The following is a 26511-nucleotide window of genomic DNA, read 5'->3' as shown; positions in this document are numbered from 1 at the left end:
CTACTTGCCCTTGCCAGCCGCCGACGCGCCTTTCGCCTGTTTGAGCAGCGCGCCGCAGGAATTGCCCTCGTCGGCGCTGGGACCGATCAAGGCCAGCAGGCCCGCGGCCGGCGTCAGCAGCACGCCCAGCGCCACCATGCCGGCGCCGCGCGCCGCCAGCGGCAAGGCCTTCACGCCCACGTCCGGCTTGCCGAACGTGCCCTGCACGTATAGCGGGGATCGCAGGGAAAAGAGACGGAAGCCCTTGCTGTCTGGCGTGATATCCAGGTTCAGTTTCTCGTTCTTGAAGTCGGCGGTTCCCGTGATGCCGATCAGCGCGTTCTCGGTATCGAACACGAACACGCGCGGCGTCATCGTGCCGCTCTTCATCTGCAGGTCGGCCACGCCGCAATTGATCTTCACCTCGTCGTCGCCGAACAGCTTGGAGACGACGTAGTTGCCCACGTTCAGGCCGGCGATCTCCATCAGGCTGCGGCTGATCACGCCGTCGTTGACCAGCATCTTCACGTCGCCGGTCGCGGAGCCCAGCAGGGCCGCCACGGAATTGCCGGAGCCCGTCAGCGCCAGGTCGCCATGAAGCTCGCCCAGCGTCTTCTGCATGGACGGCGAAGCCGGGAAGAGCTGTTTCAGGCGCAGGCGCCGCGCATGCACCTCGATCCGCCCGGACAGCGGCGCTCCGGAGCCGTCCAGGCGCGCCGTCGCGGCCATGCTGCCGCCCGCCATGCCGAACTTCAATGGATCCAGCGTCAGCACGCCGTCCTGCAGGACCACGTGGACGCTGAGATCGGACAGGGGCAGCTTGCTGTCGTGGATGATGCTGGCCGCTTCCAGCGCCACATCGGCATCCATGTCGCGCCAACGATCGGTGCGGAATGCCTGCGTCGGCAGGACCTTGCCGCCGGGCGGCCGGGCGGGCGCGCTCTTGTCCTTGTCCTGGGCCGGCGCCGCCTTGCCCGAGGGCACGCCGATCAACGGCCCCAGGTCGGCCATGCGCAGCAGCTTGGACGAGAGCTTGCCGGTCAGCCTGGGGCGCGGCGCGCCCAGCGCGAAGGACACATCGCCATGCAGGTCGCTATTGCCGACCTTGCCGTTGAAGTCCTTGTAGTCGAACACCGCGCCGCCCTGGCGCCGCAGCCGCGCCACCAGATGGCCGTCGGTGGAGTAAGGCGGCGTGTCGGGCAGCGTGACGCCGGTCAGCGGATAGAGCTGCGCCATCGATCCGCCCGACAGCTTGAGCCGCAGGTCCAGCGCGGCCAGGCTGGCCGGATCGCGCAGCGTGCCCACCACCGCCGCGCGCGTGCCGCCCACGCTCAGATCCGCCTGCACCGGGAACGGCTGGCTCGCATCCTGCATGGCCAGCATGCCGCCGACCTTGCCCTCGCCCTTGACCGGCAGGTCCTTGTACTTGCCCGAGACCTTCCAGCCGAACACATAGTCGCGCGGCGCGGGCGCGGACTCGCCGGACGGCGCTCGCGCGGCGGGGCTGGCGGCGACGTCGGGGGACCCGGCGGCGGGCGCGCCATCAGCCGGCGCCTGCGGCGCGAAATCCGCGCCGGCCACGTCGGCGAAAGGAACAGGCTTGCCCAGCGGATCCACCTGCAGCGTCAGATCCGCCTTGAGGATCTCGTCGCGCAAGCCGACCTGGCCCTTGTCGAAGCCGATCTCGTTGATGTCCAGCACCCACGGCGACGGCTCGCCGGTGTCGGGCATGGTGAACTGCCAATTGGCCCGGCCATCGGCCAGACGCTCCAGGTCGGCGGCAGGCTCGGTGAGTTGTATGCGCCGGATGACCACGCGCTGGCTCAGCAGCGGCAGCGGCGACAGGCTGAACTCGCCGCGCTTGAGCGTGGCGAAGGCCGGCGCCTTGGCCCAGGGCGCGTTGCCGACGGAGATATCCTGCGCGCTCACGTGCGGCCACGGCACCCAGCCGCGCCATCCACCCTCATCCGGCTCGCGCGCCCAGCGCACGCTCAGGTCGCCGTTGATGGCGAAGGGCCGCCCGATGGCGGCGCTGACGCGCTCGTTGATCATCGGCCTGGCGCGGTTCCAGTCGAACAGCGCCACGACGGCCACCAGGGCCGCGATGGCCACGCCGATCACGGCGAAAACCCCGATCGCTACTTTTCTTGTGCGTGTCATGGTTATTATCCTTGGCGTCGCGACGATGGCAGGCCGTCGCCGCTCCTGTGCCCCGTTCAGTCCCCTATAGGGTAGCCCGACCCGCCGGACGGGTTAAGCTTGCCGGCCCGAGAATGTGTATGGATTTTTCCGGCCTGGCACGCGTCAAGGGCTCGCCGTAACCGGCGCGGCAGCCCGGCCGGCGCCGCCGCGCTTGCTGCGGCGCCTGATTCGGGCAGACGGCGCGTGCCGGAAGGCGCATGGAGCGCGGAGTTACAAAAAGACAGGACTACGCGACCCGGATGGACCCGTTCCGCGAGGAACGGATGGCAGAACTACCTGGAGGCCCGATGCGGCATTCAACCTTGATTTTCGTGGCAGCGGCGTTCGCGCTGCTGACTTTCAGCCGCCTGGCCCTGGCCGCGTGGCAATGGCAGCGCGTGCGCAATGCCGGCGGACTGCTGCCGCTGATGCTGGGCGGCCTGCGCATCGACGCGCACCAGATCGCCGTCATGGCGGCCCTGCCCGCCGTGCTGTCGCCCTGGTTCGGCCATTTTTCGTTCGCCGCCGACGCGGCGGCCGTGTGGTACCTGGCCAGCTTCATCCTGCTGGCCTTCCTGGAAATCGCCTCGCCCGCCTTCATTCTGGAATACGACTCCCGCCCCAACCGCCTGTTCGTCGAATACCTGAAGCATCCGCGCGAGGTCTCCGGCATGCTCTGGCGCGGCTACAAGGCCGCGCTGGTCGGCGGCCTGGCCCTGGTGGCGCTGATCGGCTGGGGCGCGCTGCGCCTGTTCTGGCCGGCCGCGCCCGACGCGCCGCTCAGCTGGTGGCAGATGCCGCTGGCCAGCCTGGCGATCCTGGCCGTGGTGATCCTGTCCATCCGCGGCACGCTGGGCCACCGCCCCATGAACCCGTCCTCGGTGGCCTACAGCTCCGACGGCATGCTCAACACGCTGGCGCTGAACTCGCTCTACAACGTCTTCTATGCCGTCTACAGCATGAAGAACGAGAAATCCGCGTCGGCCGTCTACGGCAACATGGACGAAGCCGAGATGCATGAACGCGTGCTCAGGCAGGCGGGCCTGCCCGTCCCGCCCGCCAACGCCGACTATCCCAGCCTGCACGCGCAACCCGCGACCCGCAAGACGAAGCGTCCGCTCAACGTGGTGATCATCCTGGAGGAAAGCCTGGGTGCCCAGTACAGCGCGGCGCTGGGCGGCGCCAACCTGACGCCCGAACTCGACGCCCTGGCCCGCGAGTCCTGGGCCTTCACCCGCGCCTACGCGACCGGCACCCGCTCGGTGCGCGGGCTGGAAGCGGTCGTCACCGGATTCCTGCCCACGCCGGCGCAAGCCGTGCTGAAGCTGCCGCGCTCGCAGCGCGGTTTCTTCTCGCTGGCCGACCTGCTGGGCCGGCACGGCTATCACTCGCGCTTCATCTACGGCGGCGAATCGCACTTCGACAACATGAAGGGCTTTTTCCTGGGCAATGGTTTCAAGCAGGTCGTGGACCGCGCGGATTTCGTGGATCCGGCCTTCGTCGGCACCTGGGGCGCATCGGACGAAGACATGTTCAACCAGCTGGACCGGCTGCTGCGCGCAGACAGCGACCAGCCCACTTTCACGCTGGCCTTCAGCGTCTCCAACCATTCGCCCTGGGAGTACCCGGCCGGCCGCATCCAGGTCGACGGCAATCCGGCCACCGTGGAGAACACCGTGCGCTATGCCGATTGGGCGCTGGGGCGCTTCTTCGAGCGCGCCAAGGCCTCGCCGTATTGGGAAAACACGGTATTCCTGGTCGCGGCGGACCATGACTCGCGCGTGTTCGGCGCCAGCCTGGTGCCGGTGCGGCACTTCCATATCCCCGCCGTGATCCTGGGCGCCGGCATCGAGCCTCGGCGCGACGAGCGCCTGATCAGCCAGATCGACCTGGCGCCGACCCTGCTGTCGCTGACCGGCGTCGACACCGAGCACCCCATGATCGGCCACGACCTCACCCGCAGCACGCCGGGCCGCGCCATCATGCAGTACGACAACACTTATGGGTACCTGAAGGAAGACCGGCTGCTGGTGATGGCGCCCAGCAAGACGCCGGTGCAATACCGCTACACCGCCCCCGAGGACTACACGCCCGAGGCGCTGGATCCCGAGCTGGCGCGCGAGGCACTGGCGCACGCGCTGTGGCCGAGCTGGGCCTACCGAGAAGGCCGCTATGCCCTGCCCGGCCAGGCCGGGCCCGCGAACCCGGTCTGATCAGCCGGTCTGCCCCGGACGCGCGAACTCCCGCCGCGCGCGTTCCGAGGCGGCATGGCAATGGCAGCCGGGGTCATGGTCGTTGACCATGCCCACGGACTGCATGAAGGCATAGACCGTGGTCGGCCCCACGAACTTCCAGCCCAGCTTCTTGAGCGCCTTGGAAAGGGCCTGCGACTGCTCGGACACCGACGCGCCGCGATTGGACGGCGCCTTGCGCGGCGCTTCGTAGCGCCACAGGAATGCCGCCAGGGAGCCCTCGCGCTCGATCATTTCCAGCGCCCGGCCCGCGTTGTTGATCACGGCTTCTATCTTGCCCCGGTGGCGCACGATGCCGGCATCGGCCAGCAGCACCTGGATCTCTTTTTCACCGTAGCGGGCCACGCGCGCCGGATCGAAACCGGAAAAGCCGCGGCGAAAGGCCTCGCGCTTGTTCAGGATGGTCCGCCAGCTCAGGCCCGACTGGAAACCCTCCAGGCTCAGCTGTTCGAACAGGGCGCGGTCGTCGGCCACGGGACGGCCCCATTCCAGATCGTGATAGGCCGTGTAATCGGCGGAGCCGTCGAGCCAGCCGCAGCGGGCCAGCCCATCGGGGAAATCGGTCTTGAGGCTCATTGGTGGCGCTCCCGGCGCATTCTCAGAACGAGATGCTAACCCAGGCAGGCGCCCGTCCCCGCGCGCAGCGCCGCATTTATCCCATGGCCGCCCGGGTCCGCAGGCGCGCTTTCGCCGGCATCGCCCGGTGACAAAAAAATCGTGGATCGCGCGACGGAAATCCCGCTACTATCCATTTCCCTGATCCCGCGCGGGCGATCCCGCGCCTCCCGGATCGACCCGCCGGGCTTGCGCGACGCAAGCCCGTTTTGCGTCCACGCCGGGACCGGACAGGCTTACGGACTTTCCGCCATGTCCTTGCTAGAAACCTCGCCCATCACTTTCGTTTCGCCCGCCGTCCTGGCTGGCGACGACCCCGCCGCCAATCCCTGCCTGGACTGTGGCGCGTGCTGTTCGCACTTCCGGGTCTCGTTCTATTGCGGCGAGCTGGCGGGCGAGAACGGCGGCCAGGTGCCCGTGGAACTGGTCACCCAGCTCAGCCCGCTGCGCGCCTGCATGAAAGGCACGGAAATGGGCGGCGGGCGCTGCATCTCGCTGCGCGGGGAACTGGGCAAGCCGAGCATCCACTGCGCCATCTACGAAAACCGCCCCACGCCCTGCCGCGAGTTCGATATCTGGCTGCCGGACGGCACGCCCAACCCGGATTGCCAGCGCCTGCGCCTGGCCCTGGGCCTGCCGGCGGTGCCGCCGCGCCCCGACGCGGAAAACGATCCGCTCGGCCCGCAGCCGCAGCATCCCGACCAGCCCGCCGCCGCCTGAGACGCCGCTCTATGACTTGTCGGCCGGCGCGCCGTCGAGCTGCCAGGCGCTGCGCGTCGACGCGAGGATCTTGCACAGGATAGCCGGAAAGGCAGGCACGCCGACAGGCGGACGAACGCCGGCATGCGCGGCGGGCACGGCGCGCGCGATGACGCCGCCGCTGCCAGCCCTGGAAAGAATCTGGATCGTCTGAACAGACATGAGTACACCCCTGAAGCATCGCGGGCGGACGGCCAGACCTGCCTGTCCTACCCTGACGCCATCGTAGACAGCGGGCATTTCAGAAGATCGGCGATTCTGTCGAAAAAGGGTAAAGAACGGTAAATGCGGACGCCGGCAACGCCCCCGGAACGCCCCCGGAACGCGCTCGGCCGGCGAGCTAGTCGCGGCCAGCCACGTAACGCGACGGCGTGACGCCGAACGCCGCCCGAAAGCTGCCGATGAAGGCACTGGTGCTCTCGTAGCCCACGGCCAGCGCAGCCTCGGTGACGGATCCGCCACGGCCCAGCATCTCCAGCGCGCGCAGCAGGCGCGCCCGCTGCCGCCACTGGCCGAGCGTCACGCCGGTTTCCTGGCGGAAGCGGCGCATCAGCGTGCGCGACGACATGTTCAGGCGCTGCGCCCAGTCATCGATGCCGGAAGGATCGTCCGGCGTGCTCAGGAGCGAGTTGGCCAGATCCTGCAGGCGCGGGTCCTCGGGCATGGGCAAGGGCATGGGATCGTGCTCGCGCAGGCGGACCTCCTCGAGCAGCACCTCGAACAACTGCGCCAGATACGCCTCCGACAGCATGCCGGGCGGACCACTGGCGATGCGCTCGACCACGGCCTCGATCAGCCGCGACGACGGCCAGGACCGGCAGACAGAGGGCAACTGCGCGCAGGCGTCCGGCCGCACGAACAGGAAAGAACCATGGGCATCGCCGAACCAGCGCGCGCCGTGCATCACGCCCGGCGGAATCCAGCCCAGGCTGCCCGGCATCACCGTCCAGACCTCATTGCCCGCCTGGACCAGCACCAGGCCCTCGTGCACCAGCGCCAGCATGCCCTCGTCGTGACGGTGCTGCGGCACGTATATGCCCTTGGTCTCGCGCCGGCCGCGTACGCTGTGCGGGGTCAGCAGGAGATTGCCGGAAAAAAGCGCGGATTCCTCGCGGTACATGATCGTAAAAACGTGGGCAGGGACATGAAGCCCCGGTCTGCGGATGATATGCAAATGTACATCATTCTCATCTTCTCGGCATTCCACGCAAGCCGTCATGTGCCCACGCCCGGATGGCGCCTGGCGGGCACGGCCCAGGGCCTTGCGCATGCGCAGACATCGCGTGGTCCATCCGCTGCGACATGCTTGACCTGAAGTTCGCTTGAGTTCCGATACTGTCCCCCGATTCACGCGCCACCCCTCCGCATACGCTCGCAATCGAGATTGGCAGGTTTGCGCTACTGATTGACGGGATCCCGTTAGCGGGAAATTTTGAAAATAGACATCATTCTCATCAGGCCGGCCCTACCCTGACTGGAGAACCCACATGGACCACACCCGATTGCGCGATGCAGGCATCAAGGCCACCTATCCGCGCCTGAAGATCCTGGACATCTTCCATCAACACGCGGGCGAGCACATGAGCGCGGCGGACCTCTACCGCAGCCTGATCGCCGACCGCAGCAACATCGGCCTGGCCACGGTGTACCGGGTGATCACGCAACTCGAGGAAGCCGGGCTGCTCAAGCGCACGCAGCTCGACGCGCACACCACCGTGTACGAAATAAACGACAAGGGGCACCACGACCACATGGTCTGCACGCATTGCGGCCGGATCCTGGAATCCAGCGATCCCTCGATGTCGCGGCTGGTCGGAGACATCGCCAGGCGCAGCGGCTTCGCGCTGGAGTCCTACAGCCTGGTGCTCTACGGCGGTTGCGGATGCCGCAAGGGCGCCGCCGCCCACCTTCACGGAGAATTCGAATGAACCGAGATCAGTTTTTCTTTCACGACCTGTCCCACTTCCCCATCGTGACCGCCAAGCACGGCGGCGCCCCGGATGGCTATTCCGCCAGCTGGATACGCGAAATGGAGATGCTGGTGAACAACCCTCAGCCTTTCGTCTTGGTGGTGCCCGACATGCGGCAGGAAGCCGGACACGAAGACCGCAAGGCGATGGTGGAATGGCAGACGACGAACATGCCGCGACTGCGCGCGCGCTGCCGCGCTTTCATCGCGGTGGAGCGGGACGCTGAGGCGCTGGAGAAGATCCGCAAGCGCGCCGAGAAGATGGCGCGTGCCTTCGACATGCCGTTCCTGGCGGTCGCCAGTGCCACCGAAGCCATGCAGTGCGCCCGCGAAGTGCTGGGCCAGGCCGGCCCGGGCGGCTTCAACCTGAGCTGAAGCGTCCGGCTCAACCCAACCCCCTGGCCGGGCCACAGGCCCGGCATTTGCAACGCGTCCTTCGGGGCGCGTTTTTTTGCCCGTCTCGCGCGTGCGACTCGCACAATCGCCCGGGAATTGCCAAAACCTGGCAAAGCCGCGCTGGGGCACAGGAGCAAGTCATCCTCGTCTTCCCGGCCTTAAGAGTCGGCGGCCCGCGCCGTTGTTGGTAAGTGCCCTGGCCGCAGGGCACTTCCGACAACCCATTTCACGAGCCGTTCAACGCATGAGCCGCGCCCTCGCCTGTGCCTTCTGCCTATCGACGCTTGCGCAAGGCGCTCCGCTGCTGGAGAAAAACGGCACCGCGATCTGCAGGACCTGCGCCGAAGGCTTCTTTTCCCAGTTCGCCGAACACGCCTGGACCATGGCCGCCACGCTGGAAGAACAGTTGGACGTACTGCTGGCCGAGAGCCAGCGCGCGCTCGAGCACAGCGCCGCACTGTCCGAACGCGCGCGCAGCTGCGGGCTGAGCCTGCATGACCTGACGGCGGCGATGCGGCCTCGGCTGTTGTCCTGAAGCGCTTGACCTGGCTCCGCCATGCCGGGGGTTGTTACCTCGAATTTGCCCCTGGATTTGCCCCCGACCAGCGCGCTCCAAAAAGAAAACGCCGCTCTCAAAGAGAGCGGCGTCATCGTCAACCTCACCAGTGCATCGCCCAGGAACAGAGCCCGGCATACGCTGAAATTCGGGGTGGTGGGTTGTGCGAGACTCGAACTCGCGACCAACGGATTAAAAGTCCGCTGCTCTACCGACTGAGCTAACAACCCGACCGAAGCCAGAAATTATGGCCGATTTGCCCGATCTTGTCAAAGAATCCGGCGACCGTAAGATCAGCGCAACATGCCAGGCCAGCGCCAGGAGGCGCTCTCCCGCCCAGTCATGAAAAACGCCCCCAGGACCAGGCTTGCCGCCTGTGCCTTGGGGGCGCAGTCGAATCGGCGGCCAGGCAATCCCGGCCGCGAGACCCGTTCTGGACTTACCAGGCCGCCACCACGGCGCCCTTGTACTTGGTCTCGATGAACTGCTTGACCGCGGCGCTGTGATAGACCGACACCAGCTTGGCGAACTCCGGACGGTCCTTGTCCTTCTCGCGCACCACCAGCACGTTGGCGTAAGGTGAGTCCGGCGACTCCTGGGCGATCGCGTCCTTGGCCGGGTTCAGGCCGGCTTCGAGCGCGAAGTTGGTGTTGACAGCCGAGGCGTCGGTGTCGTCCAGCGAGCGCGGCAGCTGGGCGGCGTCCAGTTCGATGAAGCGCAGCTTCCTGGGATTCTCGATCACGTCGATCGGCGTCGCCTTCAGGCCGGCTTCCGGACGCAGCTTGATCAGGCCGTTGGCCTGCAGCAGCAGGAGCGCGCGGCCGCCATTGGTCGGATCGTTGGGCAGGCCGATGCGCGCGCCTTCCTTCAGCTCGGACAGCGACTTGATCTTCTTGCTGTAGATGCCGATCGGGAAGATCACGGTCTTGGCGATGCTGACCAGCTTGTAGCCCCGGTCGGCATTGGCGTTGTCCAGGTAAGGCTGGTGCTGGTAGCTGTTCAGGTCCAGGTCGCCCGAGGATAGCGCCACGTTGGGCTGCACGTAGTCGGAGAACTCGATGATCTGGATGTTCAGGCCCTGCTTGGCGGCTTCCTGCTGCACCACTTCGAAGATCTGCGCATGCGGGCCGGCGGTCACGCCGACTTTCAGCGGTTTGTCCTGCGCCAGCGCGGGCTGGGCAAACACGGCGGCGCCCAGGGCGAACGCGGCCAACGACTTCAAAACCTTGATGCTCATGTTGCGAATATCCCGAATGTCGGAAGTAGGAAAGAATGGGCTCAGCGGTGCGAGAGCCGGCGCACGAGACGGTCGCCGAAGCTCTGGATGGCCTGCACCAGCACGATCAGCACCACCACCACCGCCGCCATGACCTCGGTCTGGAAACGCTGGTAGCCGTAGCGGATGGCCAGGTCGCCCAGGCCGCCGCCGCCGATCGCGCCCGCCATGGCGGAATAGCCGATCAGGCTGACGATGGTGACGATGGTGGCGGCGATCAGGCCGGGCAGCGCCTCGGGCAGCAGCACCTTGACGATGATCTGCATGGGCGAGGCGCCCATGGCGCGCGCCGCCGTGACCAGGCCCGGATCGACTTCGCGCATGGCGTTCTCGGCGATGCGGGCCATGAAGGGAATGGCCGCGACCGACAGCGGCACGATGGCGGCGGTGGTGCCGATCGAGGTCTGCGCCACCAGCCGCGTGAACGGAATGATGGCGACCATCAGGATCACGAAGGGCACCGAGCGCGTGGCGTTGATGATGGCGCCCAGCACGTGGTTGACCGGCTGGTTTTCCAGCATGGCGCCACGCGCCGTGACGGTCAGCGTCACGCCGAGCGGGATGCCGATCAACACCGCGATGGCGCTGGCCACCCCCACCATCAGCAGGGTGTCAAGCAGCGACGTAATAAGCAGGTCGATCAGTTGCGGGCTCATGAGCAATTTCTTCAACGGTAATGTCACGGGCGGCCAGCGCCGCGACGGCGTCCTTGACCGCGGCGGGCGCGCCTTGGACCAGCACGAACATCGTGCCCACGGCCACGCCCTGGATATCTTCTACACGGGCCTGCACCAATCCCACGTCCAGCGAGAACTGGCGGGACAGATCGGATAGGAAGGCGCCCGAGGCGTCATTGCCGGTCAGCGACAGGCGCAGCAGGCGCACGGCCTGGCCAGGCTGGGCGGCGGCCAGTGTTTCGATGCGCTGCTTGGCGGCGGCCAGCGTAGCGTCGGTCAGATCGGACGCGGTGGCCGCCGACACCATGGCGCGGGTGACTTCGTGGCGCGGCTGCGCGAACACTTCGCGCGTGCTGCCCATCTCCACCACTTCGCCTTGCGACAGCACGGCCACGCGGTCGCAGACCTCGCGCACCACTTCCATCTGGTGCGTGATCATGACCACGGTCACGCCGGTCTTGCGATTGATGTCGCGCAGCAAGGCCAGGATGTTGTGCGTGGTTTCGGGATCCAGCGCCGAGGTGGCCTCGTCGCTGAGCAGCACGTCCGGGTCATTGGCCAGCGCGCGCGCGATGCCCACGCGCTGCTTCTGGCCGCCGCTGATCTGGCTGGGATAGCGGTCGCGCAGGTGCTCCAGGCCGACCAGGGCCAGCAGGCGCTCCACGCGCGCCGGGATCTCGCTCTTGGGCACGCCGGCGATTTCCAGCGGCAGCGCGACGTTGCCGTACACAGTACGGCGCGACAGCAGGTTGAACCCCTGGAACACCATGCCGATGCGACGGCGCTGCGCGCGCAGCTGCGCTTCGCCCAGGCCGGTCAACGGCTGGCCGCCGATGGCGATCGAGCCCTCATTCGGCCGCTCCAGCAAATTGATGCACTGGACCAGCGTGCTCTTGCCAGCGCCGCTGGGACCAATGATGCCGAAGACCTCGCCCTGCTCGATGTGCAGGTTGATGCCGCGCAGGGCCTGGAACAGGCCATGCGGCGTGGCGTAGGTCTTGGAAAGGTTCTCGATGTGAATCATGGCAGGCGATTCTGTATCTTTTCTCTTCTAAAGAGAACGACCGTATTTTTCATTTTTTATAACTACAAGAAATATAGAATTTGCCAGCAGCGCTAGCAAACATGAGCGCGACGTCCGCGCATCAAGGGCAAAGGGCAGTCGGGAAGGAAAGCCTTCCTGACTGCCCTTGTTCAGCGCGGCTTGCGTTGCGCGGAAAACCGGGGGCGCCGACCTGTCCGGCCGCAGCCCCTGTCGCTCAGCGCGCCCGCGAGATACGGACCTCGGCGCCGCGGCGCTTGACCTCCAGCCCCTCGGACGGCGAGATGCGCAAGCCTTCCAGGCCCTTGATGTAGCTCGAGCCCTGCATCTGCATGACACGGATCTTGTTGCGCATGACAACGGGGTTGTGCACCGGCATGCCGAACATCCAGACCTCGTCCAGGATGCGGGCCGAGTTGAACTCGCCCGTATGCTGGGCGGCGGGGCCGAGACAGAGCATGTGGCCTTCGCGGCCGAACACCGGGAACTGGCCCAGTTCGCACTCCAGCGTCCAGGTGGTGCCGCCTTCGTAGCGATGGCCCGTGTTCAGGTCCCACCAGGCGTCGCCCTTGGGCAGGTACACCCGCACGCTCTTGCCGGGCTCGGTGATCGGCGCCACCAGCAGGGCCGGGCCCAGCAGGTATTGCAGATCCCAATCGTGGGCATGCTCGTCGTTGGGGAAGGACAGCGCCATCGAGCGCTGCACCGGCAGGCCCGTGCGCGCGGAATCCTCGATCGCGCCCAGCACATAGGGCACCAGGCGATAACGCCACTGCATCCAGGTGCGGACATGCGCCAGGACCTCGTCGCCGAAATCCCAGGGCATCAGGCCGTTCACGCCCTGGAACGAGAAGTTCGCGGAGAACACACCCATGGCCAGCCAGCGCAGGTACAGCTCGGGCGTCATGCCCGCCAGATCGCGCGAGGCCGAACCGATGCCGTGCACCTGCACGGGCACGCCGCTGGCGCCGATCGACAAGGCGGTGCGCAACGTGTGGCGCAGGCCGTCCCAGCTGTTTTCAGCCTGCGGGCCCGTCTGCCAGGGCAGGCGCTGCGCCGCGGGGAACAGATCGGAACTGGGCACCACGCCCTCGGGCGGCACCTTCAGGCCGGCCACGGCATCGAACAGCGCGCGCCGCACCAGCAGGGGATACATGCTGCGCAGCGCCGCGCCGGTCTCGCCGTTGCGCGCATTCACGCCGTCGGGAATGGCGATCTGCGCGTCGCAGGCGGGCGCGTCGAGCCCGTCCTCGATCAGCTGGCGATGACGTTCGACCCAGAGGTTATAGATGTCGCGGTAGGTCAGGTCCAGCAGGCCGTAAGGCTGGCCGGACGTCGCGGGAATACCGTCGAACACCTGCGCCGAGCCGTCGTCCTTCGACAGCAGCCAGCCCCGGTCTTCCAGTTCCTCGAACAGCGGGCTGCTCTTGAGCACGCCCGGAAAGCCGGAGGCCGCCACATGCACGTTGTGCTTGTGGAACAGGGCCAGCATCTGCTTGGCATCCGGGAAGCGCTGGGCGTCCCATTCGAACACGGTCTTGTCGGACAGGAAGCCCCAGGCCGCCGGCTGGGCCAGCGTCACGGCGTCGACCGGAATCTGGTTCTCGCGCATGCGCGCCAGCAAGGCCACCGTCTGCGTGGGCATCTCGCCGCTGGCCTGCTGCAGCCAGGCGCCCATCGCCCAGAGCACGGGCTGGCCGGCGCGGCCGGTCAGCGCGGTGTACTGGTTCAGGATCTCGCCCGGCTCGCCGGCGAACAGGAACAGGTCCAGCACGGCGTCGTCGACGGTCAGCACATAGGCCGACTCCGCCGGCGCGGCGCCCACCGCGTGCTCGACGCGGCGCATGGTGTTCACATAGACGCCCCAGCCTTGCGGGCTCCAGGCCAGGGGCAGCGCGCGGTGCTCGGGATCGTCGGACACGACGGATTCTTCGCGCCGGTTCAGGTCGCCCGGGGTTTCGCCCAGGCCGTAGACGCGCTCGTTGGCGCCCAGCGTGAAACCGGCGGTCCAGGCGGCCGCCTCGGTGTCATCCAGCGCATTGTGGCCGAATGCGGGCGTATGCGCGGACACCTCGGACTCGAAGACCTTGGTCTCGCCGCGGTACAGCGCCACGCGCACCGGATTGGAGCGGACCTCGAGTGTCACGTCTCCTTGCGCGATACGCCAGCCGTCGCCGTCGTCGCGCGGACTGATCGTGGACTCGCCCACGGCCTCCTGGCGCGCGAGCAGCATTTCCGCGACGGCGCGCGCACGCGCGCCCGGCTTGTCATCATTGAGCAGACTCGCCTCGCCGAAGCGCAGGCGGAAAACTCCAGGCGCATGCGCCTCGACTACCAGATGCAACCCATCGCCCGCGTCGAAATCGATGCGACTGGGGCGAGACGTCAACAGCTCGATGGTATCGAGCTGGGTAGTATGGGCAAAGTCGAACTTGGGCGGCACAGAGCATCCCCCGGCTTAAGCCAAAAACCATCAAAAGTCGTTATTTTGACGGATTTGGGCTTTGAAATAAACTCGGTCCCTCTTTTGGGCGACCAATTCATACAAAAAAAGGGCCGTAAAAGCCTGACATCGGTCCCCGGCCCGGCACGTCCGGGCACCTCGCAAACGCTGCCACGCCCTATGAAACCGGGCCCATCTTGCGGCAAATCCACGCAATTTTCGTGACTGGCCGTCAATAACGGCCTGTCACAATAGGAATTACCCCTCTTTTGCATCGCCCTTCATCGAGGCGTCACCAATCCGGCCAGATCCCGCTCCAGCGGCGAAGGTTCGCCCATCAGGCGGGCGCCGATCAGGTCTCCCATGAGCGCGGACCAGGACAGGCCGCGCGAGGCATAGCCCGCGGCCATCCATAGTCCCGGGGCATGGGCCAATTCCCCCACGGCGGGCAGGCGGCCGGGCAGAACCGCCCGCCACCCCGCCCAACCGGGCAGGCTGCCGGGCGTCAGCGCATTCCAGGCCGGACCGACGGCGCCCAGCAAGCCGGCGGCCTTGCCCAACGTGACCTGCTGCCCCTCTGCGCTGATCAGCGCCTGTTCCGCGCCATGGACATAGGTGCTGCCGGCCACGCAGCCCTCGCCGGTATCGGGCAACAGATAGCCCTCGCCGCCAATGATGCAACGCGGTCCGCCCTCCAGCGCCGCGGCGGGCAGCAGCGTGACCTCGCCGGCCAGCGCGTGCATCTGCGCCACGCGCGGCAGCCAGGGCTCCAGCAGTCCGCTGGCGTCCAACACACCGCGGGCGCCGGCCGCGTTGGCCAGGATCATCGTGTCCGCGCGCGCCAGTTCCCGGCCCGCCGCGTCCAGCGCCTGCCATTGCCCGCCATCCTGATGGACGCGCGCGACCTGCGCCGGCAGCACCGTCACGCCGGGCAAGGCCAGCAGGGTTTCGATCAGGCGGCCCGGCTGCATCAGCATGCCCTGCGCGAAATACGCGCCGCCGCGCGCCACCGGCATGCCGGCCAGCGCGCCGGCTTCATCGCGATCAACCTGCCGCACCCACTCGGCGGGAAACGCCAACGTTTCCAAGGTGCCCGCCAGCGCCGCCGCGCGCCCTTCGTCGCGCTCCAATTGCACCGTGCCGCAGACGCGCGGTGCGGCGCCCTCGGGCAAGTCGCGCCAACGCGCCAGCGCCCGCGCGCTGCCCGCGCGCGACAGCCGGGCGCGCGCATTGTCGTCACGCGCCACCACCGGCGTCAGCGCCGCCGCCATGTGACCGGCATGCGCTGCCACGCCACCGGCACGAGCGGCGTCCAGCACGGTCACGCGCCAACCGCGTAGCGCCAACCCCTGCGCGATGCCGGCGCCGGCCAGGCCTGCGCCCACCACGACGGCGTGGCCGCGCGGCCGGATGCGGGCGCGCGCCTGCGCGGCCCGCGCGCCCTCTGCCCTGGCGGTGGCGACCGTCATGTGCCACTTGCCGCCATAGCCGGTTTCACGGCGCGCGTCGAAACCGGATTCGGACAATGCCCGACGCAGCTCGCCGGTGCAGGCCCAGGTGGCCAGGGTCGCGCCCGGCGCTGCCATGGCGGCCAGTTCGCGCAGCAGCGCCGGTTCCCACATGCGCGGGTTGCGCCCGGGCGCAAAACCATCCAGGAAATACGCATCCACGCAGGCGTCCAAACGCGGCGCCACCGTTTGCGCCTCGCCAAAGGCCAAGGTCAGCGTGACGGCCCCGCCGTCGAATTCGAGCCGATGCAAGCCAGGCAGCGGCAGCGGCCATTGGGCCGCCAGCTCGCGCGCCAGGCCGGCCAGCGGCCCGGGCGCGTGGCGCGCCAACAGCGCGGCCAGATCCGCCGGAGCGAAGGGATGGCCTTCGACCGCCAGCACGTGCAGCGCCGCGCTGCGCGCCGGGTCGTCGCGCCATGCCCGCCACAGCGCCAGGAAATTCAGGCCCAGCCCGAACCCGGTCTCGCAGACCGTGAAGGCATCCCTGCCGCGCCAGCGTTCCGGCAGGCCATTGCCCCGCAGGAATACATGCTCGGCCTGGCCCAGCGCCCCCGCCGGCGAATGGTAGACGTCGCCATAGGCCGGACTGTAGAGCCGGCCTTCGGCATCGAGGGCAACCGTCGCCGGCGCCAGGGGAACATAGGACGAAGACATGAGGGACCAGGATTCAAGCAGATTCGGGAATGACGCGAATTATCGGACGGCGCGACGGCCCCGCGCGGCCCGGCCACGCGGCGCAGACGTTGGATGCGCGCCACGCGCGGCGCGGTTTTGGGGCCGGACGCAACAAGGCTGACGCATGCGGGGCGTAAACTGGCCGCATGGATACCTACGATCAGCCCCGCTCGATGGGTTCGCCCATAGACCTGTGCGCCACGATCGACGCGGCGGTCACCGCCGCGCACGCCGGCGCCGCCATCCTGCAATCCTACGCGCATCACCGCGCCGATCTCGTGATCGATCGCAAGGCGCGCAACGATCTGGTGTCACAGGCGGACCGCGAAGCCGAAGCCGCCATTATCCAGGAGCTGCGCGCGCGCACGCCGCAATTCGGCATCGTGGCCGAGGAAACCGGCGGACAGGCCCAAGGCAGCGCCACCTGGTACATCGACCCGCTGGATGGCACCACCAATTTCCTGCATGACATCCCCCACTACGCAGTTTCCATCGCATTGATCGCGCACGCCGGCGCATCGGTGTCTGCCGGCCAGCCGCTGGCCGAGGACGCGCCGGTGGTTGGCGTGGTCTACGACCCCTGCCGCGAAGAACTGTTCACCGCCGTCTACGGCCTGGGTGCATGGCTCAACGGCCGGCGCATCTCGTGCTCGCGCACGCAGACGCTGGATGACGCGGTGCTGGCCACCGGCTTCCCTTTCCGCGACTTTTCCTTCGCCGGGCAATACATGCCCATGCTGCATGACGCCATCAATCGCGCGCGCGGCGTGCGCCGCATGGGCGCGGCCGCGCTGGACCTGGCCTGGACGGCCTGCGGCCGCTATGACGGCTACTGGGAAATGGGGCTGGCGCCCTGGGATGTGGCCGCCGGCACGCTGCTGGTGCGCGAATCCGGCGGCATGTGCTCAGACATGCACAAGCGCGACTCCTGGCCGATCGGCGGCCGGGTCGTGGCGGGCAACGCCGCCATCGGCCAGGCCCTGCATGAAATGATCGCCCCGCACCTGGACAAGCCAGACTGAACCTGCGCCCGGCTCAGGCCGCGGGCCTGGCCGCCGCCTCGACGTCGGGCCGCAGCTCGCGGCGCAGGATCTTGCCCACGTTGCTCTTGGGCAGCTCATCGCGGAACTCCACATAGCGCGGCCGCTTGTAGCCCGTGAGCTTGTCCTTGCACCACTGCTGCACCTGCTCCTCGGTCAGCGACGGATCCTTCTTCACGACGAAGACCTTCACGGCCTCGCCCGAGTGTTCGTCCGGCACGCCGATGGCCGCGCATTCCAGCACGCCCGGATGCTGGGCCACGGCAGCCTCGACTTCGTTCGGATAGACCTTGAAACCGGACACCGCGATCATGTCCTTCTTGCGATCGACGATGCGCGTGTAGCCCTGCTCGTCCATGATGCCGATGTCGCCGGTGCGGAAGTAGCCGTCGGCCGTCATGGACTGGCGCGTCTCTTCCGGCTTGCGCCAGTAGCCCAGCATGACCTGCGGCCCGCGGATGCCGACCTCGCCGCGCTCGCCCAGCGGCACCTCGTTGCCCGCGTCGTCCAGGATGGCCACGTCGGTGGACGGCAGCGGCAGGCCGATGGACCCGGAATAGGCGGTGGCGTCGGTGGGATTCACCGTGGCCACCGGCGAGGTCTCGGACAGGCCGTAGCCTTCGATCAGGGGCCGTCCGGTGATCTTCAGCCAGCGCTCGGCCACCGCCTGCTGCACCGCCATGCCGCCGCCCAGCGTCAGCCGCAGCACGGAAAAGTCCAGCTTGGCGAAGTCCTCGTTGTGCGCCAGCGCGTTAAACAGCGTATTGACGCCGGGGAACAGATTGATGGGCACCTTGCGCCAGGCATTGATCAGCGAAGGCTGGTCGCGCGGATTGATGATGAGCACGTTGCGCATGCCCGCATGCAGGCCGTAAAGACCGCAAACCGTCATCGCGAACACGTGATACAGCGGCAGCGCGCTCAGGATGGTGAGCTGGCGGTCCGCCAGGTCGTGGATCACGGGCTGGGCCACGGCCTCGGTCTGCAGCACATTGGCGGTCAGGTTGCGATGCGACAGCATGGCGCCCTTGGGCACGCCGGTGGTGCCGCCGGTGTATTGCAACACGGCCACGTCGTCCATCGACAGCGCCGGAGGCGTGAACGGCCGCCGCGCGCCGTCGGCCAGGACCGCCGGCAGCATGCGCGCGCCGTCGATCTGCCAAGCCGGCACGATCTTCTTGATATAGCGCGCCACGAAGTTGACCAGCGGCGCCTTGAGTCCGCCCAGCAGGTCGCCGGGACCGGTCACGACGATGTGCTTGAGCTCGCCGCGAGCGCGCACGTTCTGCAGCGTGCGCGCGAAGTTCTCCAGGATCACGATGACCGAGGCGCCGCTGTCCAGCAGCTGGCGCTGCAGCTCTTCGGCCGTGTACAGCGGATTGACGTTGACGACGATATGGCCGGCCCGCAGCGCGCCCAGCATGCTCACCAGGTAGGCCGGCACGTTGGGCATCATCAGCGCGACGCGCGACCCCTTGGGCAGGTTCAACGACTGCAGCCACGCGGCGAAGGCGCGGGCATGCGCGTCGAGCTGGGCGTAGCTGATGTCGGTGCCCATCGCCGTGCAGGCGGTTCGGGCCGCATGGCGCTGGCAGGCCCTGTCCAGCAAATCGACCAGCGAGGCATAGCCCTCGGTGGAAATCTCTTGGGGAACACCTTGCGGATAGTGCGCGAGCCACGGACGAGCCATAGTGTTTGCCTCCATTAATTCGATTTTCGAATGATGATACCCTTGTTGAGTTCCCTTTCGTCCCCCGAATTTTCCCCATGAAACTGCTCGAACCCATCGTCGCCTGGCACAACGATATCGCCGGCATCCGGCGCGACATCCACGCGCATCCCGAACTGGCTTTTGAAGAGTTCCGCACCGCCGACGTCGTCGCGGCCAAGCTTGAGGAATGGGGCATCGAGATCGATCGCGGCCTGGGCGGCACCGGCGTGGTCGGCATCATCCGCGGCAAGCTCCCCGGCGAGCGCGCGGTCGGCCTGCGCGCCGACATGGACGCGCTGCCCATGCAGGAAGCGAACACCTTCGCCCACGCCAGCCAGCACGAAGGCAAGATGCACGCCTGCGGCCACGACGGCCACACGGCCATGCTGCTGGCCGCGGCCCGCTACCTGTCGCAGCACCGCGATTTCGCCGGCACGGTCTACGTGATCTTCCAGCCGGCCGAGGAAGGCGGCGGCGGCGCCAAGCGCATGATCGACGACGGGCTGTTCACGCGCTTCCCGATGGAAGCCGTGTTCGGCATGCACAACTGGCCCGGCATGCCGCCCGGCAAGTTCGGCCTGACGCCCGGCCCCATCATGGCGTCCAGCAACGAGTTCTCGATCGTCATCAAGGGCAAGGGCACGCACGCCGGCATGCCCAACCTGGGCATCGACCCGGTCATGGCGGCGGTGCAGATGGCGCAATCGCTGCAGACCATCATCACGCGCAACCGCAACCCGCTCGACGCCGCGGTGCTGAGCATCACCCAGATTCACGCCGGCAGCGCCGACAATGTGGTGCCCAACCACGCCGAGCTGCGCGGCACGGTGCGCACCTTCACGCTGGACGTGCTGGATCTGATCGAACGCCGTATGGAAGAGATCGCCCGCCACACCTGCGCGGCGATGGACTGCGAAGTGGAATTCAAGTTCCAGCGCAACTACCCGCCCACCATCAACCATCCCGACGAAGCCGCCTTCTGCGCCGAGGTGCTGCGCGGCATCGTCGGCGAGGACATGGTCGACGACCACGTCCAGCCCACCATGGGCGCCGAGGACTTCGCCTTCATGCTGCAGGAACTGCCCGGCTGCTACGTCTGGATCGGCAACGGCATGGGCGAGCATCGCGCCCACGGCCACGGACTGGGGCCGTGCATGCTGCACAACGGCAGCTACGACTTCAACGACGAACTGCTGCCGCTGGGCGGCACCTATTGGGTCCAGCTGGCGCTGCAGCGCCTGGCCAAGCCGCAGGCCTGAAATCAGGTCCGTCAGGCGGCCCGGCTGGGACCGGGCCCCTGATGCAGCGCGCGGCGCGCAGTCCTAGGCGCCGTCCGCCGGCCCGATCGCCATGCACATCGCCAGGAAGCGCCCGGCGGCACGTGCCGCGGCATCCGCGTGCGGCACCAGGATGCTCAGCGTGCGGGTCAACGGCCGGGGCAGCAGCCGCAACGCGGCCAGCGCGCCGTCCTCGTGCCGCATCGACATCACCGACACGAAGCCCACGCCCAATCCGGCGCGCACCGCCTGCTTCACCCCTTCCACGCCCGCCAGTTCCAACCCCACCGACGGCGTAAGGCCGGCATCGGCGAAAGCGCGCTCGACCAGCCGCCGCACCCCCGAACCCGGTTCGCGCATGACCAGCGGCGACGCGGCCAGGTCGCGCAGGGTCACGGCGCCCTTGCCCGACAACGCATGGTCGGCGCGCACGATCGCCACCACTTCATCCTGGCGCCAGGCATGCACGGCCGTGTCTGCCGGCAGTCCGGCGGGCACGTCGCCCTCGATGAAAGCCAGGTCCAGAACGGGCAGCCGCTCGACGATTTCGCGCGTGTTGCCATCCGACAAGTGCAGGCTCACGGCCGGAAACGCCTGCCGGAATTCGGCCACCAGTCGCGGCAGCAGGTAGCTGGCCGGCGTGGTGCTGGCGCCCAGGCGCAGCACGCCCGTCTCCAGCCCGCGCCAGGATTCGCGCACGGCCTGCGCCTGCCGGTACACCTGGCGCAATTGGCGGGCCTGCTCGGCCAGTCGCTCGCCGGCCTCGGTCAGCGCGATGCCATGGCCGCTGCGGCGGTATAGCGGCTCGCCGAACCACTCCTGCAGCATGCGCAACTGGCCCGACACCGCCGGCTGCGACAGGTGCAGCGTCTGCGCCGCGCGACTGATGTTGCCGGTGTCGGCCACACAGGCGAAGGTGAGCAGCTGGTCTGGGGTCATAAGAGCATGGCCGCTTAAATATCAGAATTTCCGATATTAAATATTCAAAATAAAGATTTTTCAAATAATAGTGGCAAATCTAATATTCCACCCAGTTATTTAGATATTCCAGAAGGCCCGCCATGAGCGCTTCGACCAGCACCGCCGCCCCGCTTCCCGCCTCGCCCGCCGCCCACGCGGCCGCCCCCGCCGCCACGCCCTGGCGCGACAAACTCAACGGCGTCCTGTTCGTCGGCCTGATGGCCGCCGCCGTGATGCAGCTGGCGGACCTGCCCGCCATCCGGCACATGGGTTTCTCGCCGCTGGTGGTCGGCATCGTCTGCGGCATGCTCTACGGCAATTTCTTGCGCGGCACCATGCCGGCGGACTGGGGCGTGGGCGTGAACTTCACCGCCCGCCGGCTGCTGCGCATCGCCGTGGCCTTTTATGGCCTGAACATCAGCATCCAGCAGATCGTGGCCGTGGGCCTGCCCGGCCTGGCGGTTTCCGTGGCCGTGGTGCTGGGCACCCTGCTGATCGGCACCGTGGTCGGCCAGCGCCTGCTGGGCCTGGACCGCGACACCGCCATGCTGACCTCTGCCGGCAGCGCCATCTGCGGCGCGGCCGCCGTGCTGGCCTTCGAGCCCACCCTGCGCTCGGCGCCCCACAAGAGCGCGGTCGCCGTTGCCACCGTGGTGCTGTTCGGCACGCTGTCCATGTTCCTGTACCCGGTGCTCTACCACGCCGGCTGGCTCAACCTGGACACCCAGGCGCTGGGCATCTACATCGGCGGCACCATCCATGAAGTCGCCCAAGTCGTGGGCGCGGCCAGCAACGTGGACCCGGCCACCACCGAAGTCGCCACCATCGTCAAGATGACCCGCGTGGCCCTGCTGGTGCCGGTGCTGCTGGTGCTGGGCATGTACCTGCGCAACGCCGCCAGCCACGCCGGCGGCCAGGGCAAGGGCGCCAAGCTGCCCATCCCCTGGTTCGCCATCGGTTTCCTGGCGCTGGCCATCATCAATTCGCTGAACATCCTGCCGGCGGACGCCGTGGCCGCGCTGCGCCGCCTGGACGTGTTCGCGCTGACCATGGCCATGACGGCGCTGGGCATCGAAACCCGCTTCGCGCAGATCAAGAAGGCCGGCCCCCGCGTCATGGCCCTGGGCCTGATCCTGTACGTCTGGCTGCTGGTCGGCGGCTACGGCATCGTCAAGCTGGCGTCCTGAGCCGGGCCCGGCCCGCAACGACCGCGGCGCGCGCGCCGCGGTCTTGTTTTTCCTGCATAATCGGCTGGTTTCCAGGCATTGGAGCCAGCCGCATGTCCTCCAGCACCCCCACCCCCTTCACCACCCTGCCCGCCAATCGCGACGCCGTGCTGCGCGTCATGCCGATGCCGGCGGACGCCAATATCCACGGGGACGTGTTCGGCGGCTGGATCATGTCGCAAGTGGACATCGCCGGTTCGATCCCGGCGGCGCGCCGCGCCGCGGGCCGCGTGGCCACGGTGGCGGTCAACGCCTTCCAGTTCAAGGAGCCCGTGTTCGTGGGCGACCTGCTCAGCTTCTACGCCGCCATCGTCAAGACCGGCAACACCTCGATCACGGTGTCCGTCGAAGTCTATGCCGAGCGCCAGCGGCTGGACGCCGAAGTCGTCAAGGTCACCGAGGCCGTCCTGACCTACGTCGCCACCGACGAAGCCCGCCGCAGCCGCCCCCTACCCAAACTTTGAGCCGTAACGCATGACGCCATCCGCCGCCGCGCACAAGCTGCCCGCGACGCCCCGCCGCCTCGACCCGGAAGACGCCCAGCACGCCCTGGCCGAAGTGCAGGAACGCCTGCGTCGCCAGCAGCTGGTCGCCGACCTGGTGCATCGCCAGGAAGAAGGCGACGCCAAGGCCAACCTGGTCGAGGACCTGGTTCACCGGCAGCACGAAGCCGAGCTCAAGACGCTGCTGGACGGCCTGCATCCGGCCGACATCGCCTTCATCCTCGAATCGCTGCCCAAGGACGAACGGCAGACGATCTGGAAGCTGGTCAGCCCCGAACACGACGCCGACGTGCTGCTCGAGGTCGAGGACTGGGTCCGCGAATCGCTGATCGAGGCGATGGACCGCCAGGACCTGGTGGCGGCGACCGGCAACATGGACGCCGACGAGCTGGCCGACCTGGCGCCGGACCTGCCGCCCGACGTGGTGGCGGAAGTCCAGAAGGGCCTGACCGAGGAAGAACGGGCGCAGCTGCTGGAAGCCATGGGCTATCCGGAGGACAGCGTGGGCGCCATCATGGACTTCGAGATGGTCCGGGTGCGCGAGGACGTGACGCTGGAGGTCGTGCTGCGCTACCTGCGCCGCCTGCACGAACTGCCCGACCATACCGACCAGATCTTCGTGGTCGATCGCCAGGACAAGCTGCAGGGCATCCTGCCGCTGTCGCGCCTGCTGGTCAGCGAACCGGAAACCGAGGTGCGGGCGGTCATGAATTCCGACTTCCTGACGCTCAATCCGCTGGATTCGGACGCCGACGCGGCCGGCGCCTTCGAACGCTATGACCTGGTTTCGGCTCCCGTGATGGACGACCAGGGCCGTCTGATCGGCCGCGTCACCATCGCCGACGTGGTGGATGTGATGCGCGAAGACTCGCAGGAGCAGGCGCTGTCGCGCGCCGGTCTGCAGGAAGAGGACATCTTCGCCCCCGTGTCCACCGCGTTGCGCAACCGCGCGCCCTGGCTGCTGTTCAATCTCTGTACCGCCGCCACGGCTTCGTTCGTGGCGTCGCAGTTCGAGGGCACGGTCAGCCAGATCGTGATCCTGGCCTTCCTGATGTCCATCGTCGCCGGCATCGGCGGCAACTCGGGCAACCAGACCATGACCCTGATCATCCGGGCGCTGGCGATGGGCCGGATCACCGGACGCAACCTCTGGCAGCTGGTCAAGCGCGAGCTGTTCGTCACGCTGATGGTAGGACTGTGCGGCAGTCTGGTGGCGGCGCTGTTCGCCTGGGCGATTTCGCATTCCTTCGCCATCGCCTTCGTGATGATGGCCGCAATGATCTGCAACATGCTGGTCGGCGCCTCGGTCGGCGTGCTGGTGCCCATGGTGCGCGCGCGTTTCGGCAAGGATCCCGCCATGGGCTCGTCAGTGCTGCTGACCTTCGCCACCGACTCGCTGGGCTTCTTTATTTTCCTGGGGCTGGCCACGCTTTTCCTGCTGTAGCGCCAGCCCAACAGACTTGGCTGAAAACAGCTGCACTGCACACTTATTGACCAATCTTGACAGAAAACCGACAGGGAAAACCCTAGATCATCAAGTACAGTAATAGGCTTGTCATTTTCTTCGCCTATCCCTGCAATGATCGCCAGACTCCGGATTGCCTTGCTTGGCTTGGCGCTCTCGGTTTTCACCGTCAGCGCCCAGGCTTGTGACAACCTGCCCTCCTGGGCGCAATCGGCCTGTGCCCGGCTAGACCAGATCTGGTCCGAAGGCAACAACGACCTCTATATCAGCGGCTATTCCTGGCACAACCGCTCCATGTACAGCGCGGAGAAGATCCGCAGCTTCAACGAGCGCGCCTGGGGCGGCGGCTACGGCCGCAGCATCTACGACGAGGACGGAGACTGGCAGGGCCTGTATGGCATGGCCTTCCTGGACTCACACAGCAAGGTCCAGCCGATCGCCGGCTACGGCTTCCTGAAGATCGGCCGGGTCAGCGAGAATTTCCGCCTGGGCGCCGGCTACACCGTGTTCCTGACCTCGCGCCAGGACATCATGCATTACATCCCCTTCCCCGGCGTGTTGCCGCTGGTCTCGGCCGGCTACAAGGACGCCATGCTCTACGCCACCTACATTCCCGGCGGCAAGGGCAACGGCAACGTGCTGTTCATGTTCGGCCGCTGGTCCTTCTGACGGCCAGAGACAGGGGGTTTCAGCAAGGCTGGCCCAGGCGTCGCACCAGCTCGCCCAGGCGCATATCGTCGATGCCGTGCGCGCGCAATGCGCGCTCGGTTTCGATCACATAGTCCAGGCACGGGCCGGAATGGCCCACCGCGTTGCGCACCGACGCCAGCAGGCGGTCGTCGCTGACGTCGGCCGCGTATTCCTGGCAGGCGCGGTTGAGCAGGAACACCAGCCCGCGCACGGGCGCTTCCTTGGTATGGCAGGTCAGCCAGCGCGGGCAATAGGCGCCCGTCACCATCTCGCGGCGCCAGAGCATCTCGAAGACCGTCCGCACGTCGCTGGCGGCGATCTGGAAGGCCACCCCACGGCAACAGCCGCCTCGATCCAGGCCGAACACCAGGCCGGGATTGTCCGGCGAGCCGCGATGATCGTGCGACCACAGGCAAAGGGACCGGTGATAGCCGCGCACCGTCGCCAGCCGCCGCTCGCGCCAGGCAAAGCCGGGATGCCAGATCAGGGAACCGTAGGCAAAGACCCAGAGATCCTCGCTGCCGTTCCAATCGGTCAGGAGATCGTCCACCGACGCCGCGCGCCGGGCCGGGGATTGCTGCGACTGAGCCAGACCGGCGCAATCGCCGGCGGCGGGTACTGCCAAAGCCATGAGGACCCTTTGATATCCCGATTCATTCCCATCCGGGGAATGGGCGATATCCTACGCCGGGCCGTGCGCAAAAGCATTGCGAGATAAGGCTTAAGCAACGCACCGAAAGAAATTTGTGTTTCGCGGACGGGGCCCTGAGAGAAAAAAAATTGCGCGAACGGATTTCAGCCCCTTTCCGGGCGCGAAACCGGCCGTCAGACCGCGTCCAGCGGCAGCTCGGTCGTGCTCTTGATGACTTCCATCGAGAAGCTGGCGCTCACGTCCAGCAGGTCCACCGCGTCGATGAGGCGGCGATAGAAGCGGTCGTAGGCAGCCATGTCCTCGACCACGACCTTGAGCAGGTAATCGATATCGCCCGCCATGCGGTGGAACTCGACCACATTGGGCAGCGCCATCACCGCGTTGATCAGGCTCTGCGTCCACTTGGCGTTGTGCTGGCTGGTCTTGATGGACACGAACACGGTCAGGTTCAGGCCCAGCGCCTTCGGGTCCAGCAGGATCGTGTTGCGCGCGATGACGCCGTCGTCCTTGAGCTTCTGGATGCGCCGCCAGCACGGCGTGACGGACAGGTTCACCTGCTCGGCGATCTCGGCCACGGAACAGGTCGCGTCCTTTTGCAGCAGCGCGAGAATCTTGATGTCTGTCTGGTCCATGCCCTTTCCTCGACTTTCCAACGCACC

General features: G+C 67.3%; 24 protein-coding genes and 1 tRNA gene. 11 read left to right on the top strand and 14 right to left on the bottom strand.

All coding sequences use genetic code 11. The annotated features are described in order from the left end of the window. Entirely contained in the window at positions 1 to 2139 is a 2139-nt protein-coding gene (locus tag C2U31_RS08970; RefSeq protein ID WP_103272529.1) for an AsmA family protein, read from the bottom strand. A gap of 329 nt (positions 2140 to 2468) precedes the next feature. On the opposite strand from C2U31_RS08970, the gene C2U31_RS08965 reads away from it, so the two are divergent. Then, entirely contained in the window at positions 2469 to 4373 is a 1905-nt protein-coding gene (locus C2U31_RS08965; RefSeq protein ID WP_103272528.1) for an LTA synthase family protein, read from the top strand. Here C2U31_RS08965 and C2U31_RS08960 read toward each other — a convergent pair whose 3' ends face one another. Then, positions 4374 to 4988, bottom strand: a complete 615-nt coding sequence (locus C2U31_RS08960; RefSeq protein WP_103272527.1) for a DNA-3-methyladenine glycosylase I — start codon at positions 4986 to 4988, stop codon at positions 4374 to 4376. A gap of 291 nt (positions 4989 to 5279) precedes the next feature. On the opposite strand from C2U31_RS08960, the gene C2U31_RS08955 reads away from it, so the two are divergent. Then, positions 5280 to 5747 (top strand): YkgJ family cysteine cluster protein, encoded by a 468-nt coding sequence (locus C2U31_RS08955; RefSeq protein ID WP_103272526.1) that lies wholly within the window; start codon positions 5280 to 5282, stop codon positions 5745 to 5747. 9 nt (positions 5748 to 5756) lie between these two features. Here the strand turns inward: C2U31_RS08955 and C2U31_RS08950 are convergent, their stop codons facing one another. Both C2U31_RS08950 and C2U31_RS08945 read right to left on the bottom strand, forming a co-directional pair. Beyond that, positions 5757 to 5948 carry a hypothetical protein gene (locus C2U31_RS08950; protein WP_103272525.1) on the bottom strand — a complete coding sequence of 64 codons (192 nt, stop codon included), beginning with the start codon at positions 5946 to 5948 and terminating at the stop codon, positions 5757 to 5759. A 178-nt stretch (positions 5949 to 6126) separates the two neighbouring features. Beyond that, positions 6127 to 6906: an AraC family transcriptional regulator gene (locus C2U31_RS08945; protein ID WP_103272524.1), complete on the bottom strand. Its 780-nt coding sequence runs from the start codon at positions 6904 to 6906 to the stop codon at positions 6127 to 6129. Between the two features lie 367 nt (positions 6907 to 7273). Here C2U31_RS08945 and C2U31_RS08940 point away from each other — a divergent pair, with 367 nt between their 5' ends. The 3 genes from C2U31_RS08940 to C2U31_RS08930 all read left to right on the top strand — a co-directional run bounded on the left by C2U31_RS08940 (position 7274) and on the right by C2U31_RS08930 (position 8686). Continuing rightward, positions 7274 to 7714: a Fur family transcriptional regulator gene (locus tag C2U31_RS08940; protein ID WP_103272523.1), complete on the top strand. Its 441-nt coding sequence runs from the start codon at positions 7274 to 7276 to the stop codon at positions 7712 to 7714. Next, positions 7711 to 8130: a hypothetical protein gene (locus C2U31_RS08935; RefSeq protein WP_103272522.1), complete on the top strand. Its 420-nt coding sequence runs from the start codon at positions 7711 to 7713 to the stop codon at positions 8128 to 8130. Before C2U31_RS08940 ends, C2U31_RS08935 begins: the two co-directional genes overlap by 4 nt. A 265-nt stretch (positions 8131 to 8395) precedes the next feature. Further along, positions 8396 to 8686, top strand: a complete 291-nt coding sequence (locus tag C2U31_RS08930) for an MSHA biogenesis protein MshH (RefSeq protein WP_103272521.1) — start codon at positions 8396 to 8398, stop codon at positions 8684 to 8686. A 175-nt stretch (positions 8687 to 8861) separates the two neighbouring features. Here C2U31_RS08930 and C2U31_RS08925 read toward each other — a convergent pair. The 6 genes from C2U31_RS08925 to mnmC form a co-directional block, all read right to left on the bottom strand. Continuing rightward, positions 8862 to 8937, bottom strand: a tRNA-Lys gene (locus tag C2U31_RS08925). Between the two features lie 209 nt (positions 8938 to 9146). After that, positions 9147 to 9944 (bottom strand): MetQ/NlpA family ABC transporter substrate-binding protein, encoded by a 798-nt coding sequence (locus C2U31_RS08920; protein ID WP_103272520.1) that lies wholly within the window; start codon positions 9942 to 9944, stop codon positions 9147 to 9149. Positions 9945 to 9985: 41 nt separating this feature from the next. Continuing rightward, complete coding sequence (locus C2U31_RS08915) at positions 9986 to 10639, bottom strand: methionine ABC transporter permease (protein ID WP_103272519.1); 654 nt, start codon at positions 10637 to 10639, stop codon at positions 9986 to 9988. Then, positions 10596 to 11684: a methionine ABC transporter ATP-binding protein gene (locus C2U31_RS08910; RefSeq protein WP_103272518.1), complete on the bottom strand. Its 1089-nt coding sequence runs from the start codon at positions 11682 to 11684 to the stop codon at positions 10596 to 10598. The genes C2U31_RS08915 and C2U31_RS08910 overlap by 44 nt, the downstream gene beginning before the upstream one ends. 235 nt (positions 11685 to 11919) lie before the next feature. Next, positions 11920 to 14145, bottom strand: coding sequence for a TIM-barrel domain-containing protein (locus C2U31_RS08905; protein WP_103272517.1), 2226 nt, complete (start codon positions 14143 to 14145; stop codon positions 11920 to 11922). 281 nt (positions 14146 to 14426) lie between these two features. Next, a complete protein-coding gene (mnmC, locus tag C2U31_RS08900; protein ID WP_103272516.1) occupies positions 14427 to 16307 on the bottom strand; it encodes an FAD-dependent 5-carboxymethylaminomethyl-2-thiouridine(34) oxidoreductase MnmC in 1881 nt (626 codons plus the stop codon). A 167-nt stretch (positions 16308 to 16474) separates the two neighbouring features. On the opposite strand from mnmC, the gene C2U31_RS08895 reads away from it, so the two are divergent. Beyond that, a complete protein-coding gene (locus C2U31_RS08895; protein ID WP_103272515.1) occupies positions 16475 to 17350 on the top strand; it encodes an inositol monophosphatase family protein in 876 nt (291 codons plus the stop codon). A 13-nt stretch (positions 17351 to 17363) separates the two neighbouring features. Here the strand turns inward: C2U31_RS08895 and C2U31_RS08890 are convergent, their stop codons facing one another. After that, complete coding sequence (locus C2U31_RS08890) at positions 17364 to 19058, bottom strand: AMP-binding protein (RefSeq protein ID WP_199770975.1); 1695 nt, start codon at positions 19056 to 19058, stop codon at positions 17364 to 17366. Between the two features lie 77 nt (positions 19059 to 19135). On the opposite strand from C2U31_RS08890, the gene C2U31_RS08885 reads away from it, so the two are divergent. Beyond that, entirely contained in the window at positions 19136 to 20338 is a 1203-nt protein-coding gene (locus C2U31_RS08885; protein ID WP_103272513.1) for a M20 aminoacylase family protein, read from the top strand. A 63-nt stretch (positions 20339 to 20401) separates the two neighbouring features. Here C2U31_RS08885 and C2U31_RS08880 read toward each other — a convergent pair whose 3' ends face one another. Further along, positions 20402 to 21295 (bottom strand): LysR family transcriptional regulator, encoded by an 894-nt coding sequence (locus C2U31_RS08880; protein ID WP_103272512.1) that lies wholly within the window; start codon positions 21293 to 21295, stop codon positions 20402 to 20404. 122 nt (positions 21296 to 21417) lie between these two features. Here C2U31_RS08880 and C2U31_RS08875 point away from each other — a divergent pair, with 122 nt between their 5' ends. The 4 genes from C2U31_RS08875 (at position 21418) to pagP (ending at position 25179) form a co-directional block, all read left to right on the top strand. Continuing rightward, positions 21418 to 22503, top strand: a complete 1086-nt coding sequence (locus C2U31_RS08875; RefSeq protein ID WP_103272511.1) for a YeiH family protein — start codon at positions 21418 to 21420, stop codon at positions 22501 to 22503. Between the two features lie 92 nt (positions 22504 to 22595). After that, positions 22596 to 23006: an acyl-CoA thioesterase gene (locus C2U31_RS08870; protein WP_103272510.1), complete on the top strand. Its 411-nt coding sequence runs from the start codon at positions 22596 to 22598 to the stop codon at positions 23004 to 23006. A 10-nt stretch (positions 23007 to 23016) separates the two neighbouring features. Further along, entirely contained in the window at positions 23017 to 24489 is a 1473-nt protein-coding gene (gene mgtE / locus C2U31_RS08865; RefSeq protein ID WP_103272509.1) for a magnesium transporter, read from the top strand. A gap of 135 nt (positions 24490 to 24624) precedes the next feature. Next, positions 24625 to 25179 carry a lipid IV(A) palmitoyltransferase PagP gene (gene pagP, locus C2U31_RS08860; RefSeq protein WP_103272508.1) on the top strand — a complete coding sequence of 185 codons (555 nt, stop codon included), beginning with the start codon at positions 24625 to 24627 and terminating at the stop codon, positions 25177 to 25179. A 19-nt stretch (positions 25180 to 25198) separates the two neighbouring features. Here pagP and C2U31_RS08855 read toward each other — a convergent pair whose 3' ends face one another. Further along, on the bottom strand, positions 25199 to 25831 hold the full coding sequence (locus C2U31_RS08855) for a gamma-glutamylcyclotransferase (RefSeq protein ID WP_103272507.1): 633 nt from the start codon (positions 25829 to 25831) through the stop codon (positions 25199 to 25201). 194 nt (positions 25832 to 26025) lie between these two features. Beyond that, positions 26026 to 26484, bottom strand: coding sequence for an Lrp/AsnC family transcriptional regulator (locus tag C2U31_RS08850; RefSeq protein WP_103272506.1), 459 nt, complete (start codon positions 26482 to 26484; stop codon positions 26026 to 26028). Positions 26485 to 26511 lie beyond the last annotated feature (27 nt).

The organism is Achromobacter sp. AONIH1 (assembly GCF_002902905.1).
GTDB lineage: Bacteria > Pseudomonadota > Gammaproteobacteria > Burkholderiales > Burkholderiaceae_B > Achromobacter.
This window is presented reverse-complemented; position numbering and strand designations above follow the sequence as displayed.

Excerpts from the sequence above, each read along its gene's own strand:
- C2U31_RS08970 (WP_103272529.1), bottom strand. The coding sequence starts at position 2,139 with ATGACACGCACAAGAAAAGTAGCGATCGGGGTTTTCGCCGTGATCGGC.
- C2U31_RS08965 (WP_103272528.1), top strand. The coding sequence starts at position 2,469 with ATGCGGCATTCAACCTTGATTTTCGTGGCAGCGGCGTTCGCGCTGCTG.
- C2U31_RS08960 (WP_103272527.1), bottom strand. The coding sequence starts at position 4,988 with ATGAGCCTCAAGACCGATTTCCCCGATGGGCTGGCCCGCTGCGGCTGG.
- C2U31_RS08955 (WP_103272526.1), top strand. The coding sequence starts at position 5,280 with ATGTCCTTGCTAGAAACCTCGCCCATCACTTTCGTTTCGCCCGCCGTC.
- C2U31_RS08950 (WP_103272525.1), bottom strand. The coding sequence starts at position 5,948 with ATGTCTGTTCAGACGATCCAGATTCTTTCCAGGGCTGGCAGCGGCGGC.
- C2U31_RS08945 (WP_103272524.1), bottom strand. The coding sequence starts at position 6,906 with ATGTACCGCGAGGAATCCGCGCTTTTTTCCGGCAATCTCCTGCTGACC.
- C2U31_RS08940 (WP_103272523.1), top strand. The coding sequence starts at position 7,274 with ATGGACCACACCCGATTGCGCGATGCAGGCATCAAGGCCACCTATCCG.
- C2U31_RS08935 (WP_103272522.1), top strand. The coding sequence starts at position 7,711 with ATGAACCGAGATCAGTTTTTCTTTCACGACCTGTCCCACTTCCCCATC.
- C2U31_RS08930 (WP_103272521.1), top strand. The coding sequence starts at position 8,396 with ATGAGCCGCGCCCTCGCCTGTGCCTTCTGCCTATCGACGCTTGCGCAA.
- C2U31_RS08920 (WP_103272520.1), bottom strand. The coding sequence starts at position 9,944 with ATGAGCATCAAGGTTTTGAAGTCGTTGGCCGCGTTCGCCCTGGGCGCC.
- C2U31_RS08915 (WP_103272519.1), bottom strand. The coding sequence starts at position 10,639 with ATGAGCCCGCAACTGATCGACCTGCTTATTACGTCGCTGCTTGACACC.
- C2U31_RS08910 (WP_103272518.1), bottom strand. The coding sequence starts at position 11,684 with ATGATTCACATCGAGAACCTTTCCAAGACCTACGCCACGCCGCATGGC.
- mnmC (WP_103272516.1), bottom strand. The coding sequence starts at position 16,307 with ATGTCTTCGTCCTATGTTCCCCTGGCGCCGGCGACGGTTGCCCTCGAT.
- C2U31_RS08895 (WP_103272515.1), top strand. The coding sequence starts at position 16,475 with ATGGATACCTACGATCAGCCCCGCTCGATGGGTTCGCCCATAGACCTG.
- C2U31_RS08890 (WP_199770975.1), bottom strand. The coding sequence starts at position 19,058 with ATGGCTCGTCCGTGGCTCGCGCACTATCCGCAAGGTGTTCCCCAAGAG.
- C2U31_RS08885 (WP_103272513.1), top strand. The coding sequence starts at position 19,136 with ATGAAACTGCTCGAACCCATCGTCGCCTGGCACAACGATATCGCCGGC.
- C2U31_RS08880 (WP_103272512.1), bottom strand. The coding sequence starts at position 21,295 with ATGACCCCAGACCAGCTGCTCACCTTCGCCTGTGTGGCCGACACCGGC.
- C2U31_RS08875 (WP_103272511.1), top strand. The coding sequence starts at position 21,418 with ATGAGCGCTTCGACCAGCACCGCCGCCCCGCTTCCCGCCTCGCCCGCC.
- C2U31_RS08870 (WP_103272510.1), top strand. The coding sequence starts at position 22,596 with ATGTCCTCCAGCACCCCCACCCCCTTCACCACCCTGCCCGCCAATCGC.
- mgtE (WP_103272509.1), top strand. The coding sequence starts at position 23,017 with ATGACGCCATCCGCCGCCGCGCACAAGCTGCCCGCGACGCCCCGCCGC.
- pagP (WP_103272508.1), top strand. The coding sequence starts at position 24,625 with ATGATCGCCAGACTCCGGATTGCCTTGCTTGGCTTGGCGCTCTCGGTT.
- C2U31_RS08855 (WP_103272507.1), bottom strand. The coding sequence starts at position 25,831 with ATGGCTTTGGCAGTACCCGCCGCCGGCGATTGCGCCGGTCTGGCTCAG.
- C2U31_RS08850 (WP_103272506.1), bottom strand. The coding sequence starts at position 26,484 with ATGGACCAGACAGACATCAAGATTCTCGCGCTGCTGCAAAAGGACGCG.